The sequence below is a fragment of the Methanolobus sp. WCC5 genome (genome assembly GCF_045690325.1).
Taxonomy (GTDB): domain Archaea; phylum Halobacteriota; class Methanosarcinia; order Methanosarcinales; family Methanosarcinaceae; genus Methanolobus.
On the sequence record NZ_CP146981.1, the window covers coordinates 2,595,172 to 2,613,580 of the forward strand.

General features: G+C 43.4%; 17 protein-coding genes, 1 tRNA gene and 2 pseudogenes. 11 read left to right on the plus strand and 9 right to left on the minus strand.

The features are described 5' to 3' along the window. The first annotated feature begins 16 nt into the window (after positions 1 to 16). Entirely contained in the window at positions 17 to 604 is a 588-nt protein-coding gene (locus V7O64_RS12635; protein WP_407355728.1) for a hypothetical protein, read from the plus strand. 151 nt (positions 605 to 755) lie between these two features. On the opposite strand, the gene V7O64_RS12640 is transcribed toward V7O64_RS12635, so the two are convergent. From V7O64_RS12640 to V7O64_RS12650, 3 genes and pseudogenes are all read right to left on the minus strand, one after another. Then, positions 756 to 908 carry a hypothetical protein gene (locus V7O64_RS12640; protein WP_407355729.1) on the minus strand — a complete coding sequence of 51 codons (153 nt, stop codon included), beginning with the start codon at positions 906 to 908 and terminating at the stop codon, positions 756 to 758. Between the two features lie 10 nt (positions 909 to 918). Continuing rightward, positions 919 to 1,380: pseudogene (locus V7O64_RS12645) on the minus strand (IS630 family transposase). Positions 1,381 to 1,456: 76 nt separating this feature from the next. Then, positions 1,457 to 1,957 (minus strand): helix-turn-helix domain-containing protein, encoded by a 501-nt coding sequence (locus V7O64_RS12650; RefSeq protein WP_407355730.1) that lies wholly within the window; start codon positions 1,955 to 1,957, stop codon positions 1,457 to 1,459. A gap of 405 nt (positions 1,958 to 2,362) precedes the next feature. Here V7O64_RS12650 and V7O64_RS12655 point away from each other — a divergent pair, with 405 nt between their 5' ends. Both V7O64_RS12655 and V7O64_RS12660 read left to right on the plus strand, forming a co-directional pair. Next, a complete protein-coding gene (locus tag V7O64_RS12655) occupies positions 2,363 to 4,588 on the plus strand; it encodes an NADP-dependent isocitrate dehydrogenase (protein WP_407355731.1) in 2,226 nt (741 codons plus the stop codon). Between the two features lie 129 nt (positions 4,589 to 4,717). After that, complete coding sequence (locus V7O64_RS12660; RefSeq protein ID WP_407355732.1) at positions 4,718 to 4,885, plus strand: hypothetical protein; 168 nt, start codon at positions 4,718 to 4,720, stop codon at positions 4,883 to 4,885. 163 nt (positions 4,886 to 5,048) lie between these two features. Here V7O64_RS12660 and V7O64_RS12665 read toward each other — a convergent pair whose 3' ends face one another. Next, a complete protein-coding gene (locus V7O64_RS12665; protein ID WP_407355733.1) occupies positions 5,049 to 6,404 on the minus strand; it encodes an isopropylmalate synthase in 1,356 nt (451 codons plus the stop codon). A gap of 267 nt (positions 6,405 to 6,671) precedes the next feature. Here V7O64_RS12665 and V7O64_RS12670 point away from each other — a divergent pair, with 267 nt between their 5' ends. After that, a complete protein-coding gene (locus V7O64_RS12670) occupies positions 6,672 to 7,175 on the plus strand; it encodes an amino acid-binding protein (protein WP_407355734.1) in 504 nt (167 codons plus the stop codon). 68 nt (positions 7,176 to 7,243) lie between these two features. Here the strand turns inward: V7O64_RS12670 and V7O64_RS12675 are convergent, their stop codons facing one another. Then, positions 7,244 to 8,458 (minus strand): NAD(P)/FAD-dependent oxidoreductase, encoded by a 1,215-nt coding sequence (locus tag V7O64_RS12675; RefSeq protein WP_407355735.1) that lies wholly within the window; start codon positions 8,456 to 8,458, stop codon positions 7,244 to 7,246. After that, complete coding sequence (locus tag V7O64_RS12680; protein WP_407355736.1) at positions 8,445 to 9,134, minus strand: HAD family hydrolase; 690 nt, start codon at positions 9,132 to 9,134, stop codon at positions 8,445 to 8,447. Before V7O64_RS12680 ends, V7O64_RS12675 begins: the two co-directional genes overlap by 14 nt. Before the next feature lie 234 nt (positions 9,135 to 9,368). On the opposite strand from V7O64_RS12680, the gene V7O64_RS12685 reads away from it, so the two are divergent. The 6 genes and pseudogenes from V7O64_RS12685 to V7O64_RS12710 all read left to right on the plus strand — a co-directional run bounded on the left by V7O64_RS12685 (position 9,369) and on the right by V7O64_RS12710 (position 14,338). Next, a complete protein-coding gene (locus V7O64_RS12685) occupies positions 9,369 to 11,495 on the plus strand; it encodes a methyl-accepting chemotaxis protein (RefSeq protein ID WP_407355737.1) in 2,127 nt (708 codons plus the stop codon). Positions 11,496 to 11,780: 285 nt separating this feature from the next. Further along, complete coding sequence (locus V7O64_RS12690) at positions 11,781 to 12,065, plus strand: nucleotidyltransferase family protein (protein ID WP_407355738.1); 285 nt, start codon at positions 11,781 to 11,783, stop codon at positions 12,063 to 12,065. Next, positions 12,058 to 12,405, plus strand: a complete 348-nt coding sequence (locus V7O64_RS12695; RefSeq protein ID WP_407355739.1) for a DUF86 domain-containing protein — start codon at positions 12,058 to 12,060, stop codon at positions 12,403 to 12,405. The genes V7O64_RS12690 and V7O64_RS12695 overlap by 8 nt, the downstream gene beginning before the upstream one ends. 648 nt (positions 12,406 to 13,053) lie before the next feature. Then, positions 13,054 to 13,323 (plus strand): annotated as a pseudogene (locus tag V7O64_RS12700) (transposase); the annotation flags it as partial. A gap of 621 nt (positions 13,324 to 13,944) precedes the next feature. After that, positions 13,945 to 14,016, plus strand: a tRNA-Cys gene (locus V7O64_RS12705). Positions 14,017 to 14,143: 127 nt separating this feature from the next. Then, positions 14,144 to 14,338 carry a MoaD/ThiS family protein gene (locus V7O64_RS12710; RefSeq protein WP_407355740.1) on the plus strand — a complete coding sequence of 65 codons (195 nt, stop codon included), beginning with the start codon at positions 14,144 to 14,146 and terminating at the stop codon, positions 14,336 to 14,338. 21 nt (positions 14,339 to 14,359) lie between these two features. On the opposite strand, the gene fdhD is transcribed toward V7O64_RS12710, so the two are convergent. Genes fdhD through V7O64_RS12725 form a run of 3 tightly spaced genes read right to left on the minus strand, consistent with a single transcriptional unit; the run spans position 14,360 to position 16,752 of the window. Then, complete coding sequence (gene fdhD, locus V7O64_RS12715) at positions 14,360 to 15,196, minus strand: formate dehydrogenase accessory sulfurtransferase FdhD (protein WP_407355741.1); 837 nt, start codon at positions 15,194 to 15,196, stop codon at positions 14,360 to 14,362. Beyond that, entirely contained in the window at positions 15,197 to 16,390 is a 1,194-nt protein-coding gene (locus V7O64_RS12720) for an aminotransferase class V-fold PLP-dependent enzyme (RefSeq protein WP_407355742.1), read from the minus strand. Between the two features lie 50 nt (positions 16,391 to 16,440). Further along, a complete protein-coding gene (locus V7O64_RS12725; RefSeq protein WP_407355743.1) occupies positions 16,441 to 16,752 on the minus strand; it encodes a transcriptional regulator in 312 nt (103 codons plus the stop codon). A gap of 263 nt (positions 16,753 to 17,015) precedes the next feature. Between V7O64_RS12725 and pscS the strand changes: the two genes are divergently transcribed. Next, on the plus strand, positions 17,016 to 18,389 hold the full coding sequence (gene pscS, locus V7O64_RS12730; RefSeq protein WP_407355744.1) for an O-phospho-L-seryl-tRNA:Cys-tRNA synthase: 1,374 nt from the start codon (positions 17,016 to 17,018) through the stop codon (positions 18,387 to 18,389). Positions 18,390 to 18,409 lie beyond the last annotated feature (20 nt).

Sequence of the window (18,409 nt, forward strand, 5' to 3'; positions counted from 1 at the left end):
ACTTTAAGGTGATCTGATGGAGATAACACAGTTGACAGAATTAGAACTCACGACTAGAATCCCAAAGGAGAAACTGGTGCCCGCTATCTGCGATTTCTATTGGGACATGGGTCATAAAAAAATAGTATTAACTAGAGGTTCAGATGTTGATGAAACTTTAGAAGATTACGATCCAGTGAAGGGAATTGAAAATATAGGTCAAATATCAGAAATTTCGGTTTTGACACGCAAACAAAAGAGAAAAAAACTGGGATTTGGTTCTGTGCAAATAAACATTAAAGGAGGGATATTTGAAATTAAAATAACGTGGGGTGTAGAGATGAAAAGGAGAGTGTTTCATCTATATGCAGTTTATGTCTTAGTTTCTTTTATTGTTTCGATATATTATGGTTGGAACATGTGCCCCATTGATTCTTTTTGGCGCAAGTATTGTGCCGCTTTATTCGCAACAGCTTTTATCTTTATTTTGATTTTACCGGCTTACTATTCATTCAATCGTTCAATTGAGAAAATCAATTCACATCCAAGCACAGAGAGATACAAAACGGATTTTGAAGAATTCATTCGCAAAAAGGAGAAGGAATTGCTCTCTGAGAGATATTGAGTGGATGAAATTAATCCAGGCATAATCACCGCTCCAGTCATCAACGACGCAAACCAGCTAAGCGAGGTCCGTCATTCCGGCGACCAGCTACTTCTTCCGCGACGACGAACGCATTGCCAAGCAGACAGCCGAAGGCATGGAGTGGTATCTCTCAGACCATCTGGGCAGTACTACTTTGCTCGTCAACGAGAGCGGCCTTGAGGTTGAGCGCACCGAATACTTCCCGTACGGCCAGGTGCAGTCCGGTGGTCTGGAGAATAGTGCATAACTCCACATTACAGAATGTTTTTGAGATAGATATCATACATGCCGACCTAAGTAATTACGCATAATTTTTTCAATTGATCATTAGGTTTTGTCCCTTCTTCAAACTTGTCAGATATTGCTTTGAACAGATCCCCTAAACAGGGAAAATATCGATTATGAGTGCATAGTTTTCGAGTAGGTTTCCACACTCTTTCAATTGAATTCAGGTCAGGTGAATATGGAGGTAAAAAGAGTAGCTCTATTTCGTTTTTATGTTCCTCTTACCATGGATGAAGCATTTTTGCATGGTGATAATGACTATTATCGAGAATCAGTAATAATACTTTTCCATCTTGCCTATGCAGAACCACTTCCTGGATAAACTCTTTGAAAGTGACTGCATTGAACACATCTGAAAACTGGTAAATAAATCGTCCGTCGCCTGGTTTTACTGCGCCAAATACACTTTTGCTTTTACGAGTAGGAGTTTGAAGGACAACAGGGTCCTTCTCCTCGGGAGGAAACCACATAGTTCATCTGGATCCATGCTGTTGGAAGTGGCATTCATTTTCATACCAGATATCGTAATCAGGATCCTGAGAGAATTCAGTCAGTTTTTTTAAAGTCTTCTTTTTTGTCAGGATCTGCTAACGCTATAACAGGACGTGGTTTTCTCTGCCTGAACCCAAGCTTATTGAAAATCCTCTGGCACTGTCGAGGGCCAATATTCTTCTTGTATTTTTCCAGTATATAATGACTCAATAAGTTTCCATCCCATGAATTCTGATTATAGCCTAAATCTCTAGGATTCATTCGTAGATCCTTATCTATTATTTTCATTTCTTCTTCAGTAAGAGATGGTGGGCGACCTGGTCTCTTTTCATCCCTCAACCCTTCAAATCCATCTTCGTTGAATGCGTGGACCCAGTTTTCCAGTGTCTTGGACGTGCGATTAAATAGTGAAGCAACTTCAATACATGATTTTCCCTGGGCAACCAGAAGAATCCCATGAAGTCGATGGTCATAACGAGAGTCATCATTTCGATGTATTTCCTGTTGAATCTGCTTGATTACTTCCAGAGAATTATCAATAGTTAGACGTCTCATAAATTATGTTATGGACTTCATTATTAATAAATAGTTATGTCGGCATGCATAAAAAGAATACCTTATATATCAGTATCTATTGCACACCTTCCGCTATGCAGTATTTTTTATATCATTTTAATATGCTATGCAACTTTAAACATCATACTTATATAAGATCCAATAATATGAATTCATAACCACTAAAATTTTTATGACGCTTTCTACAGAGCCTATTTTTTTGCATTTAATGTTATTTGTCATTTAAATATGCCTTTCTGGGTATGACATATATATGATGCCGTCGTTAATAAAGCAATTTGAATTTTCATATTCATATTATAATTTACGATTCCTGTCAAATTACAATTTGTTAAAAAACGTATTTATTTTGAGCAATATTAATTTACAGAGAAAAGGATTAACATGGCACAGAAATCGACAATCATTTATACGAAAACCGATGAAGCTCCGGCTTTGGCAACCAGTTCACTCCTGCCTATTGTACAGGCTTATGTGAAAAACGCCGGAATCACTATGGAAAAGAGGGATATCTCCCTGGCGGGAAGAATCATTGCCCAGTTTCCCGAAAGGCTGACAGAGGACCAGAAGATTTCCGATGCCCTTTCAGAATTGGGAGAGATGGTCTTAACTCCGCAAGCCAACATTATCAAACTACCAAATATCAGCGCTTCAGTTCCCCAGATCAAAGCGGCAATCGCAGAACTCCAGGCTAAAGGGTATGATCTGCCCGATTATCCCGAAGATCCTTCCAATGATGAAGAAAAGATGATCAAAGCGAAATTCGATATTGTCAAGGGCAGTGCTGTTAACCCGGTACTTAGAGAAGGGAATTCTGACCGCAGGGTTCCTAAAGCTGTAAAAAATTATGCGAAAAAACATCCTCATTCCATGGGAGAATGGAAGTCCGATTCTAAATCCCATGTAGCCAGCATGACCGGCGGAGATTTTTACGGCAGTGAAAAATCTCTTGAAATTGAAGAGGCTACCAATTTCAGAATTTTCTTTACGGATGACGCTGGTAATAAAACACTATTAAAAGACAAAGCCCCTCTTCAGACCGGAGAGATCATTGATGCAGCTGTTATGAACAAAAAAGCGCTTCAGGCATTTCTGACTGAACAGATAGAAGATGCCAGGGCACAAGATGTCTTATTCTCCGTTCATTTGAAAGCGACAATGATGAAAGTTTCCGACCCTATTATCTTCGGTCATGTGGTTAAGGTCTTCTTTAAAGATATATTTGATAAATATGGTGATCTGCTTTCAGAATTGGGTGTAGATCCCAACCACGGACTGGGAGATCTCTATACAAAGATCCGGAATCTGCCTGAAGACAAACAGGACGCAATCAAAGCAGATATAGAAGCTGTGTATGCCAGTAGACCGGCATTGGCTATGGTTAACTCCGATAAGGGAATTACCAATCTCCATGTTCCCAGCGATGTTATCATCGATGCTTCCATGCCTGCAGCAATCCGCTCATCAGGCTGCATGTGGGGACCAGACGGGAAACTGAAAGATATGAAAGCCATAATTCCGGACCGCTCTTATTCGGGAGTGTATCAGGAAACGATTAAGTTCTGTCAAAAACACGGTGCCTTTGATCCATCAAAAATGGGAAGCGTTTCCAATGTGGGGCTTATGGCGCAAAAAGCAGAAGAATATGGCTCACATGACAAGACCTTTGAGATGACCGGTACAGGAAAAGTTCAGGTTATCGATGACAACGATAATGTACTCATTGAACAGCCGGTAGAGGAAGGAGATATCTTCCGCATGTGTCAGGTGAAAGACGCACCTGTTCAGGACTGGATCAAGCTGGCCGTCAAGCGAGCCAGAGCCACAGTCGATCCTGCAGTCTTCTGGCTCGATGAGAAAAGAGCTCACGACTTCCAGCTCATTAAAAAAGTGAACAAATATTTGAAAGATCATGATACTGATGGCCTGGAACTATTGATCAAAGCTCCCGTTGAAGCGACCAGGTTTTCATTGGAGAGGATTAAAGAGGGCAAAGATACGATCTCTGTGACTGGAAATGTTCTGAGGGATTATCTGACAGACCTCTTTCCCATTTTGGAAGTGGGAACCAGTGCGAAAATGCTATCAATCGTCCCCCTGATGAATGGCGGTGGACTTTTCGAGACAGGTGCCGGTGGTTCGGCACCCAAACACGTACAGCAATTTGGATCGGAAGGTCACCTGCGTTGGGACTCCCTGGGAGAATTCCTGGCCTTAGCTGCTTCTCTGGAGTATCTGGGCAACAGTTTTGATAATCCTAAAGCTCTGGTTTTAGCAGAAACATTGGATAAAGCGACAGAGCTGGTTCTGGAAAACAGAAAATCACCTTCCCGGAAAGTGAATGAGATTGATACCAGAGGGTCTCATTTTTATCTGGCAATGTATTGGGCCCAGGCTCTGGCTGATCAGGAGAAAGACAGCGACTTAAAAGCGATCTTTGAACCTGTAGCTGAAGCCCTGATGGAAAATGAAGAGAAGATTGCCAATGAGTTGTTAGAAGCTCAGGGCAAAGCCATGGATATCAAAGGATACTACGCTCCGGATGAGAAGTTGAAATCCCGGGCCATGAGGCCTAGTGTGACTTTGAATGGGATCATCGGTTCTATTTAATTTCATTGTGGAAACAAAAGGAAAGCCCCGGTTTCGGCCAGGGCTTTTTAGTATCTAAATAAGCAATGTGATCAGGGAGCTAAAGCTTCCGCCTCTGCTTGGCTTGGGAAGACAGGTGCGTCTTCTATCATGAAATCGTCAGTTTTCGTGTTGTGGATTCTGTCAAAGGCAATCTTTGATGCAACCGGGAAGGTCATCTGCCAAGGCGAGTATGTAACATACGATCTTGGTGGCAATGCAAAGATGAGCGAAATAATCGATGCTATTGCAAAGTATGCCGAAGCTGAGATGAAGTGATTTCATCTCTTGATATTTTTATCCGTAATTTTCTGCTTTTTTACGTAATTGTGGCAAGTTCAGCAGACAGCAAAAACCACAAAAAGTGTTCTCCCTTACAATAAAGACCTTAGCTGCCATCAAATGACAGCAGCTCGGTTAAATATGTTAACTATGTTACATATCAGTCTACAAGATCATGCATACGGGCCTTGGTGTTTCCCAGGTTGTCTCCCGCATCATTTTCGGAATCACTGTTCTCTTCATCATCCTTGCGGTGCATATCCTTGCTGACCATGGGGTTGAACATGAAGTATTTCTTTACGTAGGCCAGAATCTCTTCATCGGATATGCAGGAAACCCTTTTCTCATCATTGTAGAGCTTCTGGATCTCTGCCTGAATGGCGCGAAGGCGCTTGTCATCCTTGCCTATCTCTATCTGGACATCCATCAGATCATTAAGTGTTTCCTGAACCTTATATCTGAGCACCTCTATGCCTGAGGAGTCACCTATGAGGAATATTCGTTTTCCACCGACTATCTCAGGTGGATATGGTTCGTAAGTGAAGGGGTTCTTGATGACACCTGCAGAGTGTATTCCTGATTCGTGGGCAAATACATTGTTACCAACAACTGACTTGTTCCTTGGTATGCGGATGCCAATCTCCCTTTCCATGAACTTTGCAAACTCTACCAGGGATTCTAGGTTGTACTTTTCAAATCCTTCGATACGCCTTGCAAGGAAAAGCAGGAGTTTTTCCATCTCTGCATTACCTGCCCTCTCTCCGATTCCCAGGAAAGTGACGTTGGACCAGTTGGCACCGTGCCAGTAACCTGCAATGGAGTTTGCAACGGCCAGACCGAAGTCATCATGGCAGTGAGTTTCGATGTTTTTGACATTAAGCTCCTCTTTCAGGTGTTTGACAATGGTCGGTATCCCAAAGGGTTCATCAACACCCACAAAAGGAATGCCAAATCCGATGGTGTCACATATGCGTATGGTACAATCCGGGTCGATATCAATTATCTTTTCAAGAAGGGGGAATGTGAAATTATAATTGTCGGCACGGGTCATATCCTCTATATGTGCACGGGTACGCAGTCCGTGATCCACTGCATACTGTAGCGTGTTGAGGTATTTCTCCTCAGCTGCCTCACGGTTTGGCAGCCCCATCTTATCAAAGATGTGAGGGTCAGAGACTGACATAAGGATGCCTGTTTCTTCGATGCCGTCAATATTGAGGACCATGTCGATATCAGCAGTATTTGCACGTGTCCATCCGGTAATTTCCGGGAATTCATACCCATGGTCCATCATGAGCCTGATAGCCTTTCGGTCACGGTCGTTGTAGACGAAAGACTCGAGTTTCTCTATCCCTATCTTATGAAGGTAATTGTATATCTGGAGCTTCTGCTGGCTTTTCATTACAATACCCGGCATCTGTGCCCCGTCCCTTATCGTGCTGTCGCTGATAGAGACCTCCTGCCCAAGGGGCAATTTGATCTTTGGAAGGTCTTCATAGTCCTTGTATATTTTCATTCCAAACCTCCTTTGGTGTTAATTCGCAAAAGCCCGGAGTTCATGATCCGACTGTAGAAACGAGTAAATGTCAAATACCATATGGGGAAGTGTTTTTACTCCGGGTGATTATCTTTATTGAAAGATGAACTCCTCTTATTATGGTTGAACTCATACTTAAAATGTCGTTTCATTATCCGTAACATTATAACTTTGTTTTAATTTATTATTTTGTGTCATGAGGGCCTAACCTTAAATCTTTATAATTTAAATGATTACATGATGCATATGTGGAGCATATTACTCAGGAAGTTTGAAAAATATCCCGCCCAGCAAAAGGTATTGAAGCTATTGTTTGAGCGTGGTTTTCAGGTTAATAACGAAGGTAAGGTCATATCCGGTTCCATAGAGATAGCCCATACACAGCTTGCCAGGGAAGCAGGTGTTGACAGGCGTGTAGTGGATTCCACCACGGAGGTAATACTTTCTGACGAGCTGCTAAAGAAGATCTTCCAGAATGTGAGATCAATACCTTTTCTTCGTGACGTGGCCCCTCTTATGGGGCAGGGTGTCATTATAATCACTCCGGATGATGCCTCACATAAAGGCATTATCTCTGAGGTATCCACGGTCATAGCCCGTCACGATATAAGCATCAGACAGGCTGTATCGGATGATCCTTTCTTCACAAGTGAGCCAAAACTGACCATCATCACAGACACCAAGGTTCCGGGCAGCATTGTTGAAGAACTTCTCAAACTGGATTCAGTTAAGGGAGTAAGTATCTATTAACAGCATTTACAGCATTTACAGTATTTATCCAGAATTGTCTGTTAAAAATACAAATGTACATCTTCATTTCAAAGGACCGCTTTTGCAAACGCACGGAAGACCTTTAACATATGTATTGACCTTGAAGGATGCAACATCTTTTTAATCAGTACCGAAGGATGGTCCATATCCCCATAGCGTGTTATTGTATCAAGTATTGCAGGATTGTTCATTGAAGCGATGAGCTCGTCAAGTTCGTTGTCCTTAAGTCCACCGATGAACTGGTGTATCTTCATTCCCATGGCAAGCTCCTTTCCAATCTTTGCCCGCCATCTCATGTCATATTCTGCCAGGAAGTCTGAGGAATTATCTTCTTCAGTAACGGCTTTAGCGGCCACTTCACCGGCTATCTTTGCACACAGGGCTCCGGTGTAGATTCCTCCTCCAGATGTGGGTTTTACCTGCCCGGCGGCATCTCCTGCAATAAGTATCCCGTCAGAGTACGTCCTTTCCAGGGGTCCCAGAGGGATACCTCCCATCACAAGGTCAAGTTTTCCTCCGCCATACCTTGAAGCTATATGCGAATTCCCGATGAGCAGTTTTTCAAGTAATTGATGTGCATTCATCCCGCTTTTATTAACAGTTACAGGATCAATCGCCATTCCTACACGGGCTATACTTTCATTCACCGGAACAGCCCATGCAAAGAATCCCGGTGCCTGTGAACCAACGAAAAGTTCCACAAAATCCGTGTCATCAGACCTGTAAGGTACTTCTGCCTGTATCCCTGGCAGTATCTTACTGACTTTTCCAAGCCCGGCCATCTTTGCTACCATGCTGCGAACCCCATCTGCTGCGATGACGACTTTCGCTTCTACTCTTTCAGTTTCTCCTTGCCTGAGAATAGATATCTGTTTTTTGCCGCCTGTTCCTTTGATACCATTGACCCTTGAGTTCAGCCAGAGCTCTGCACCATGTTCAGCAGCCATGATAGCAAGCCGGCGGTCAAAGACTTTCCTGGAAACAACATAGGCCTTTGTCTTTTTTCCATCAATTGCAAGGCTCTTTCCACTCATGGGATGCACAAGAGCTCCTCTTACTGAATTAAATACAAAATCCTCAGAGGGCTTAATATCACACTCCCTGACAGCCCGGGTGCTGAGCAGTCCGGTGCAACCCACAGGGCTTCCAATGGATGGGTGTTCCTCTACCATCAGTGTCCGGGCCCCGTGCATGGCAGCATATTTTGCTGCAACCGAACCAACAGGTCCGGCTCCTACGACAACAACATCATATTCTTTCATCTTCACCCAATTCCAGAACCATCCCCAATATCTCAGCAAAATCATTGATAGTGTGGTCCGGTCTTTCCATTCCAGTGACCCTGTCTGCTGCACTGTTACGATCCCCGTACGCAGCATAGGCTGTAAGCATACCCAGTTTCTTTGACGGGGCAATATCGCGCCTCAGGCTGTCCCCTACAAAGATTACCTCCCCGGGCGATAGCCCCATGGTCTTAAGGGCATATATAAAAGGTTCAGGAGATGGTTTCTTTGTACCTGTCATGTCATGTGCTGTGAGGGAATGCATGAGCTTTCCAATGCCAAGCCTTTCAAGCCGTTTTCTTGCATTGTGACTGCTGGCATCTGTGACAATTCCCAGAAGTAGCCCCATCTTTTTTAATTCTTCAAGGGTCTCCTTTACCCGGGGGTAAAGTATTATGTGTCTTAGTTTGCGGGTCTCATATATGTGAATACACTGTTCGTATTTTTCCAGGGGCTGTATATCGTTATCTACCATATAGTCTCTTATATTCTCCGGGTTCTCAAAGCCATGCTTTTTCCGGCGGAAATATCCAAAAAGTTCTTCAGGGTCCCCGGTACCTAAAAATCCAACTACTTCAGTACATGCGATCATTTTTGCTTCAACAAAGTCAAAGAGTGTGTTATCCATGTCAAAGATAATGCCTTTTATTTTCATATGTCTGTTAATTTGATTAAATGTTTGTTTACAATGTATCTTGGATATATTTCTTAGATGTTGTTTTTAAATTTATATTTTAGTTGGTTTTTACCCGTTTTAAACGGAATTCTAATATACAACATAAAATATAATAAGTATAAATATATATTCTATTATTAGCTATATTACTACCAATGGATTATCCCTATCAAAATACACACGATAACCATATTTAAACAGCGGGCGATAAATATGAGCGTTGATATAACATCTCTTAAAAAGAAAATGAATATTGATTTTAAATCTGTGAAGATCAAGACCACTCTGTATGTTGTAGTTGCATTGATAGCTATCTTTGCAGTTTCAGGTATTTTCATCATCAATACGGTGTCTGAAATGGAAACGGAATCTGCATATGCGGAGACCCAGAGCATCACGAATTCATATGCAAACCTGATAGAGAATGACCTTAATGGTTATATGAAAACAGCAACATCGCTTTCAACAGTGCTATCCCAATACGGGTCCGATGATCGCAGTGAGATTAACAGTATTTTGCGCCAGTTCGTTGTCAATGATCCTGATCTTCTGGGTGCCTATGTAGCATATGAGCCAAATGCTTTTGATGGAAAGGATGATCTATACGTCAATTCCCCGGGTCATGATTCTACAGGAAGGTTCGTTCCCTATTGGAACAGGATGGGCAACTCAATTGCTGTTGACGCTCTGGTGGACTATGATACAGAAGCATACTACCAGTTGCCCAAGAGCTCTAAGCAGGATGTTGTTACCGAGCCATCCCTGTATCAGGGTCAGCTCATGACAAGTTTTATCTCACCAATAATTGTCAACGGTAATTTCATTGGTATTGCAGGTACCGATGCAGATCTGATGTATCTTGATGCTATAATGCAAGAAGTCAAATTATTTGACACTGGTTATGGAATGCTTTTGAGCAACGAAGGAGTGATAGTGACTCATCCGATAGATAAAAGTCTCATAGGTACTCAGAACATAGGTGATTTTGAAGGGGCTGCATTTGATCAAATACAAAGGGATGTGAAAAACGGAAGGTCCGGGCAGGTAAGTGCAATAAGTCCTGTTACCCGGAAAAAAGTAGTTTACTTCTATGAGCCAGTAGAAACAGGAAACTATGCAATACTGGTTTCTGTTCCTGAGGAAGAGATGCTTGCCGGAGTTAAAACACTGCAATCTCAAATAATCCTGATCTTTGTTCTGGCAGTAGGCCTGATGGCAATCATTAGCTATTATATTGTAGGTTCAATAGCCAACCCGATGCGTGCAGCTGCAGTACGTGCCGATAAGATTGCAAACGGGGATCTGACAGGTGAAGTGGATTCTAAATTCTTTGGCCGTAAAGATGAGATAGGATTACTCGCAACATCTTTCCATAAAATGATGGAGAATCTCAATTCACTGGTAAAGGACATCAAAACAAGTGCTGACGAGACCGCGGCAAGGTCCCAGGAAATGGCTGCAACAACGGAGCAAACAACCGCTTCAGCAAATCAGATATCTGATACCATTACTGAGATATCCAGGGGTGCACAGGTCCAGTCCGGCAAAGTAGAGGAGGTTGCCCATGCAATGAATGACATGAATGAGAGTGTGCAGGCAGTTGCAGCGAATTCCCAGCGTGTTTCGGAAAATGCTGAGAATGCCTCCATTCGTATCAGAGGTATTGGTCAGTCCTCTCAGGAATTGATGGACAAGATGAACAATATAAAGAGTGCATCGGATGAAAATGCTGAAGTGATAACACAGCTGGACAAAAAATCTGCTGAGATCGGCAAGATCGTAAACCTTATCACAAGTATTGCAGACCAGACAAATCTTCTTGCTCTAAATGCCGCAATTGAAGCTGCAAGAGCCGGTGAACACGGAAGAGGTTTTGCGGTTGTTGCAGATGAGGTCAAAAAGCTTGCAGATGAATCAGGAGCAGCTGCAAAACAGATAGAGGATCTTATCCATCAGATACAGTCCAGCACGCATAATGCTGTAGGTTCAATGACCAGGAGCAAGGAAGAGATAGAAATTGGTTCCCAGTCACTGAAAGAGACAGTAGATGCAATAGAAGGAATAGTCGTAGAGATCACGGATATCTCGAAGATGGTCCAGGAAATTGCTGCTGCTGCACAGGAGCAATCGGCATCCATCGAGGAAGTAACTGCATCAGTTGAAGACGTCTCCTCGATTTCAGAACAGTCTGCTGCAAGCACCCAGGAAGCATCCGCTGCTGTAGAACAACAGACAGCATCCATGGATGAGATGGCAAACGCCGCCCAGGAACTTGCATCAATGGCAGATAAATTGCAGAACAATGTGGCTTTCTTTAAACTGGATATGGATAAAGAATAAGCTGGAATAAAATACAATACAAGCAGAGCACAAAGGTTATTGAATGTAACCTTTTGTGCTATATCTTTTTTCCATATCCTGTTTATTATCTGCTCTTTTCCGGAAGATACAAAAAGTGATCTTACGGACCTGCCGGGACTCGAACCCGGGTTCTAAGCTCCGGAGGCTTAAATGATATCCGCTTCTTTCAAGGTAAAACTAGAGTGTAATTATTGTATCCTAAAATCAACTGATTTCTGCCATGTTCAGGGTTAACGATTTAAACTTTGTCGGTGAGTAATAATTATGGATGCTCTTGGGATATTAAGAGAACATGAGAACGTGATAATGGAGCGTTTTGGTGTAAAAAAAGTAGGTGTGTTCGGTTCTTTTGCAAGAGGAGATGCACACGGAGACAGTGATGTTGATATCCTTGTGGAATTCGAAGAAGGTCAAAAGACCTTTGGTAACTATATGGAACTTAAGTTCTACCTTGAAGAACTCTTTGGAAGAGAAGTAGACCTTGTCATCGAGACTGCCATAAAGCCACGGCTAAGAGAGCATATCCTGAAAGAGGCTGTCTATGCCTAGGGACAAACTGGTTTTCTTTGCAGACATGGTTGCAGCAATTGAGAAAATCCAAAGGTATGTAGCCAATATCACTCTCAAGGAGTTTCTGGAAGACGAGATGCGGGTTGATGCGGTTGTCCGCAACCTGGAGATTATTGGAGAAGCTGCAGGCAAAATCTCTCCTGAAACCAGATATAAGTATTCCCATATCCCATGGAAAAGGATAGTGGGATTGAGAAACATCCTGATACACGAATATTTTGGCATCGACATGGATATAGTATGGGACATCATCGAAAACTACCTCCCGGATTTAGAGTTGGAAACACGAAAAATCCTGGAAGATGAACAATACGGTTAGCTGGTAAAAATACAATTATATCAAAGCTTTACACGGAAATCCCCAAACTTTAGATACAATTAGAGAGTTTATGCCCGCCTTTAAGAGGGAAATATCCTTAACTTTACCTTGTACTTTCCTTAAACTCGTCCTTTAGCTTAAATGAAGTATTTATTTCTTGCCTTTACCATTGCATGCAGTTTCTTCAAAGGTTTTTTTCGGAGCAATACCACATCCTGGTGAGCATATTTTGATCGGTGTTTCTACCTCAATTCCCTGTCTATTCCTGGATACACATGGGTTCCAATTTTCTGGATATATACCTAATTAGATATATAATCAACCAAAAATAAGAATCTGTAAATGTGGTTTGAAATCATTTCAATAACAGGTTTTCTTACTACTTATTGTCAGGCGTAGTTGTGCCTTCGGCACGGTTACGGGACGAATGAGCATAAAGCATGATGGTGAGGGTACATTGATGCAACAAATCGTAGCCTTATGAATGAGTGTTCAACAAAACAAGCATGAAAAAGAGTACCTTGAGAAATAATGCATGAGGAATTTCAGCAGGTTGCACAGATGCTGCAACTTACGATTTCTGTTATGATCAAATCACTTGTTTTGGAATGAAGAAAATTCTCCGGATTCGGAATCAGATTACATTCTAAAAAACGAAGACGTAAGAAGCAAACTACGGTAAAGAACCTGCTGGATCGGTTTATCGGATTCAAGGGAGATATCCTGCAGTTTATGTATGACCCAAACATTCCGTTTGATAACAATCAGGCTGAAAGAGATATCAGAATGATGAAAGTACAGCAGAAGACATCAGGTACTTTCCGTAGCGAACAGGGTGCAAGAAACTTCTGCCCGATTAGAGGATACGTTTCAACTGTCAGCAAGAATTCTCTTTCTGTTATCGACTCGATTAGTGCAATATTCATAAAAGGAGACGATGATTATTTTGCAGAGTACGATACTCTGAAATGTCTGGGCACTGCGTGCACAAGATGTATGAGTGTGTGTCCGGTGCATGCAATTGACTTCCAGGAAATAAATATCATGGACTAATGCTCTTTATCTCTGCTGTATTGTTTAAATGGTTGTAAATAACAACAATTAGTTGTTGTGCAGGGTCAATTATAATCAGTGATAACTTCAATATTGTCATAAACAAAATAAGTAGCGGGCATGGCGCGAATCGAACACACGTCGATGGTTATTTCCACATACAGTACCGGAAACCATCAGGATATCCCCTACCCTACATGCCCTTTGGGATGAAAGATAAAACACAGGAAAGATATTAAACCTTTCCATAATCAAACTTTAACTTTCTGGATCTCAACAATGAGAGATTAAATTGTTGTCTCTTTTCATGCAATTCCTGTTTCATGGAGGACAAAAGCTATCCAACTTGCCTTGTAATAACATCCTCCTATTTTTTCTATTCTAGTCCTTTATGTTATCTCAGTATGCGTGCCATTATGTGAAAGTGCGACATGTTTAAATATCACAATTGTGTATTAAGTCTATTCACAATTGTGAATGCATACTGCCAGGGTGGCGGAGCGGCTACGCAATCGCCTGCAGAGCGATTCCATCCCGGTTCGAATCCGGGCCCTGGCTTGAGGTCTTACACCTCACATCTTAGCTGTGCAGGAGTCTTCAATGGCTCCTGCTGAAAAACGGCAGATAGCAAAGGCAGATTCCAGTTTGACCCCTGTTCTGTTTTTTACGCATCGCAGGTAGTACCATGAAAGTAAAGCTGCCATCAGGCAAAACAGAGGAAATGAAAGCAAGCCGGCTTACAGTAGAGGAGCTGTTACTTATGCTGGACATCAGCCAGGCAGAAGTACTCGTCTCAAGGGATGGCCGCATAATTCCTGAGGACACAGTACTCAAGGATGATGATGACATCCGCATAGTGCAGGTCGTGTTCGGTGGCTGAGCCACCCCCTGATCCCTTGATTTATTCTTGAAAGGTTTCTTCTTCTCCTCTTCCCTCTTCTACTTCTCCGCGCTCTTCATGGGCAAGGGATCCTGAAACTGATAAAGGGATGTCCTTTATCCTGTATCCTCCCGAATAAACATTCATCTTTTTGCTTCTCACAAAACCGATGATCGTCAGAGAGCAGGCTTTTGCAATCTCTATGGCCAGCGTGGTGCTTGCTCCTCTTGAGATGATAACAGGGATGTTTGCTGCCAGGCACTTGCGTACCATTTCCGATGATATCCTGCCGGAGCAGATCACATATGTGGCAGGCAGGTAGATCCCGTTTTCAAGGGCATAGCCTATTATCTTGTCCAGCGCGTTATGCCTGCCTATATCCTCCACCACTTTAACCTTTCCTCTGGTGTCATACAGTCCCACCACATGGATCCCGCCGGTAAGTACGTGCAATTGTGAATCCAGGGCTTCTTTCACTGATCTGGTCACAGTCCCTGTGTCAAGGATCAAACCCGAATCTATCCGGGGAAGTTTTGCAATATCAAGGTAGGACATAGTGCCTCCACATCCACTAAGGACCGTTTTCTTTGACGTCAGTATCCTGAAGGGATTCTTTGTCAGCACACCGGCATTGCTTCCTTCTATCTTTATGGATTCTATCTCATCCTTCTCTTTAATGATGCCTTCAGTGAAAAGGAAACCAATGATGAATTCCCTGAGCATATCCGGACTTATCATAGCAGTAAGTACATGCCTGCCGTTAACAGTCACAGCAAGTGGCATTTCCTCTATCACCGGATGTTTTTCCAGTGCAAAGGAGCTGTTATCCCCTTTAATACAGTCCATTTCCCTGTACATCTAGAGTCTCCTTGTCATTTCTCTCAGTGTTTCTATAAGCATGTCAACTTCTTCTTCTGTGTTGTAAAGGTAGAGGCTTGCCCGGACGGTGCCATTATCCAGCTTCAGGTGTTCCATAAGTGGCTGGCAGCAATGCTCACCTGACCTGACCATGATAGCTGCCCCCTCGTCAAGTATGTGTGCCACTTCATGAGGGTGCATCCCTTCAACGTTGAAGGATATGACACCTATCCTCTCACACCGGTCTTTGGGTCCGTAAACTGTTACTCTTCTTATGTCTTCAAGTCCTTCAAGCATTCTTTTTGTCAGGAAGGTCTCATGCTCGCTTATATGTTTCATACCAATGTCTTCAAGATACTCCACAGCCCTAAAAAGCCCTATTGCTCCGGAGATATTTGGTGTTCCGGCCTCGTACCGCTGGTAGCCACCTGCTTCTGTGTGACCATCAACAGAGACCTTTTCGATCATGCCTCCTCCCAGCAGCAGCGGTCGAAGTTCCTCCTCTTTCATCCAGAGGATACCTGTTCCGGTGGGACCAAGCATCTTATGTCCGGAAAAACATATGTAATCACAATCCAGCTTTTTGACATCAACGGGCATATGTGGTATCGACTGTGCACCGTCAAGCAGTAGCTTTGCTCCGTTGTCATGGCACAGACCAGCTATTTCTTTGATCGTCCCTGCAGGTAGCAGGTTGCCAAGTACGTTTGAAGCATGTGTGATGGCAACTATCTTTGTATTTTCGTTTATCGCAGCTTCAAAGTCCCCAGGGTCCAATGAACCATCCGTGTCTGCCGTTATTACAGAAACATCCACTCCCTTTGTGCGCATGCGCATCCAGGGGAGCAGGTTTGAATGATGTTCAAGGATAGTGGTAATCACATTGTCGCTTTTATTCCAGTGAGTGCCACATGCCACCATGTTGATGGCTTCGGTGCAGTTCCTGGTCAGGACCGTGGTTCCCTTTTCTCCTCCGATGAACTCTGCTATTCTTTGGTGGGCATGCCAGTATTTCTGTGTGGCTATGCTTGTAAGCCTGTGCACTCCTCTTCCAACGTTAGCACGGTAATGTCGCTCGAATTCATTCGTGCAGCAGATCACCTGTTCAGGTGAAAGGCTGGTCGCGGCACTATCCATGTAGGATAGGTCTTCAAGGATTGGAAAATCCTTTCTTATCTGTTTTACTTTAAGCATAACAGACCAACCGTTGATGCATCATTTACCATGCAGCGGTCTTTTGGACATCAGTTATCAATGCACTGCTGTTCATCAGAGCGCAGTTGTTTGCATATCCTGCATATCCTTCCTGCAAGGTCATCTACATTACCTGCTTTCATATCCTCTGCAAGGGCACGTATGGACTGCTTAACATCCTCATCAAACACTATACGGTATCCTCTCTTTTTTGAAAGGTATTGTGAAACAGCAGATGGTGCCATGTCCAGTTCCCGGGCAATCTCCTGCTGCGAGAGCCCGCAGTTAACAAGTTCTTCTGCAATTGCGGCCCTTATAGCTGGCAGTACGTCCCAGACTATCATCTGACAGGGTAATTTCATGATCTTGTTTCCTCTTGATTTTTCTTTGCTTTAAAATATGATTACATCTCACAATTGTGAATACGGTCCAATCTTAAAAGCCTTTTCTCTATATTTTATGCTTGATCTCTCTCTGTACGATAGTTATATATATTCACAATTGTTAATCTCAAATTCACAATCGTGAATCATTCTTGTATACACCCTGTGATCCATGTCATAGATGTCATATCCGATCAGGATGTTCCCATGCAAGGAAGCACGATGCAGTAAGAGGTATTCCTATGGATATCAGAGTACAGAAAACATTTGAGGCATTATTTGCCCTGGAAGACATCCGTGAAATGCTGCGCCAGTCCCTTCCGGGATCCGCTGGTCCGGCAGATATGGACGGGTTCAACGGGCAGATACGGCAAATCAGGTCAATAATAGATGACCTGGAAGCTGGAACCGGTGTTCCTGAGATCAGCAGGATAGGGGACACACTGGGTATTCGAAGCCGCGAGGAAGAATACATTAACATCCAGCCCATACAGGCAGCAGGAAGACTAAGCCCCGAGGCCCGCAAGGCTCTCATTGCATACGGGGACGGTTACTCTACCTGTGACAGTTGCCGCAAGCCTTTCAGGCTCGATAAGATATCCAAGCCACCAATCGCTGATTTTCATCAGGAGCTTGCAGCCTTCCTCAACATGGATACCGCCCGCGTGGTTCCGGGTGCAAGGAGAGGATTCCAGGCAGTCACTTCAAGTCTTGTGAAACCCGGGGATCCTGTGCTAGTCTCTTCGCTGGCACATTACACTGAGTTCCTTGCGGTGGAGGCTGCAGGGGGTGTTGTAAAGGAAGTGCCATTAAATGAGAATAATATCATTACCGCTGATGCAGTAGCCGAAAAGATAGAGGATGTCATGGGCCAGACAGGGAAAACCCCGGCTCTGATAATGATCGATCACTTTGATTATCAGCTTGCAAATGAGCACGATGTGGAGGGTATCGGCAAAGTTGCGCACCAGTATGACATCCCCTTCCTTTACAATGGGGCCTACACAGTGGGTGTGATGCCTGTTGACGGTAAGCGCATAGGTGCCGATTTTGTTGTTGGTTCAGGTCATAAGAGCATGGCCTCTCCTGCTCCTTCTGGTGTACTTGCAACCACAGATGAGTGGGCAGATACGGTTTTCAGGACCACGCAGATGAAGGGTGATCTGACAGGACGTAAATTCGGGATTAAAGAGGTTGAGATGCTTGGATGTACTCTCATGGGTTCGACCCTCATGGCAATGATAGCATCTTTTCCTGCTGTGAAGGAGCGCACCTGGAAATGGGAGGATGAAGTAAGGAAATCCAATTTCCTCATCGATAAATTACTTGAAATAGAAGGAAGTGCAGTATTATCAGAGTATCCCAGAAAACACGCTCTCTCAAAAGTGGATACTACAGGGAGCTTTGATGTGGTAGCAGGGTCACATAAACGGAGAGGTTTCTTCTTCTCCGATGAGCTCTCAAAGAAAGGAATTGTCGGGGAATTTGCCGGGGCAACCCGTGCCTGGAAGTTAAGCACCTACGGCCTTTCATGGGATAAGGTCCGCTATCTTGCCGACTCTCTCCAGGAGATTGCGGAAAAATATGAAATAAAGGTCAACAGTAATTATCCGTGACCTTTATTTTCAATACATGT

Excerpts from the sequence above, each read along its gene's own strand:
- V7O64_RS12655 (WP_407355731.1), top strand. The coding sequence starts at position 2,363 with ATGGCACAGAAATCGACAATCATTTATACGAAAACCGATGAAGCTCCG.
- V7O64_RS12665 (WP_407355733.1), bottom strand. The coding sequence starts at position 6,404 with ATGAAAATATACAAGGACTATGAAGACCTTCCAAAGATCAAATTGCCC.
- V7O64_RS12685 (WP_407355737.1), top strand. The coding sequence starts at position 9,369 with ATGAGCGTTGATATAACATCTCTTAAAAAGAAAATGAATATTGATTTT.
- V7O64_RS12660 (WP_407355732.1), top strand. The coding sequence starts at position 4,718 with ATGAAATCGTCAGTTTTCGTGTTGTGGATTCTGTCAAAGGCAATCTTT.
- V7O64_RS12725 (WP_407355743.1), bottom strand. The coding sequence starts at position 16,752 with ATGAAATTACCCTGTCAGATGATAGTCTGGGACGTACTGCCAGCTATA.
- V7O64_RS12680 (WP_407355736.1), bottom strand. The coding sequence starts at position 9,134 with ATGAAAATAAAAGGCATTATCTTTGACATGGATAACACACTCTTTGAC.
- V7O64_RS12710 (WP_407355740.1), top strand. The coding sequence starts at position 14,144 with ATGAAAGTAAAGCTGCCATCAGGCAAAACAGAGGAAATGAAAGCAAGC.
- V7O64_RS12720 (WP_407355742.1), bottom strand. The coding sequence starts at position 16,390 with ATGCTTAAAGTAAAACAGATAAGAAAGGATTTTCCAATCCTTGAAGAC.
- V7O64_RS12650 (WP_407355730.1), bottom strand. The coding sequence starts at position 1,957 with ATGAGACGTCTAACTATTGATAATTCTCTGGAAGTAATCAAGCAGATT.
- V7O64_RS12690 (WP_407355738.1), top strand. The coding sequence starts at position 11,781 with ATGGATGCTCTTGGGATATTAAGAGAACATGAGAACGTGATAATGGAG.
- V7O64_RS12695 (WP_407355739.1), top strand. The coding sequence starts at position 12,058 with ATGCCTAGGGACAAACTGGTTTTCTTTGCAGACATGGTTGCAGCAATT.
- V7O64_RS12640 (WP_407355729.1), bottom strand. The coding sequence starts at position 908 with ATGATATCTATCTCAAAAACATTCTGTAATGTGGAGTTATGCACTATT.
- V7O64_RS12670 (WP_407355734.1), top strand. The coding sequence starts at position 6,672 with ATGTGGAGCATATTACTCAGGAAGTTTGAAAAATATCCCGCCCAGCAA.
- fdhD (WP_407355741.1), bottom strand. The coding sequence starts at position 15,196 with ATGTACAGGGAAATGGACTGTATTAAAGGGGATAACAGCTCCTTTGCA.
- pscS (WP_407355744.1), top strand. The coding sequence starts at position 17,016 with ATGGATATCAGAGTACAGAAAACATTTGAGGCATTATTTGCCCTGGAA.
- V7O64_RS12635 (WP_407355728.1), top strand. The coding sequence starts at position 17 with ATGGAGATAACACAGTTGACAGAATTAGAACTCACGACTAGAATCCCA.
- V7O64_RS12675 (WP_407355735.1), bottom strand. The coding sequence starts at position 8,458 with ATGAAAGAATATGATGTTGTTGTCGTAGGAGCCGGACCTGTTGGTTCG.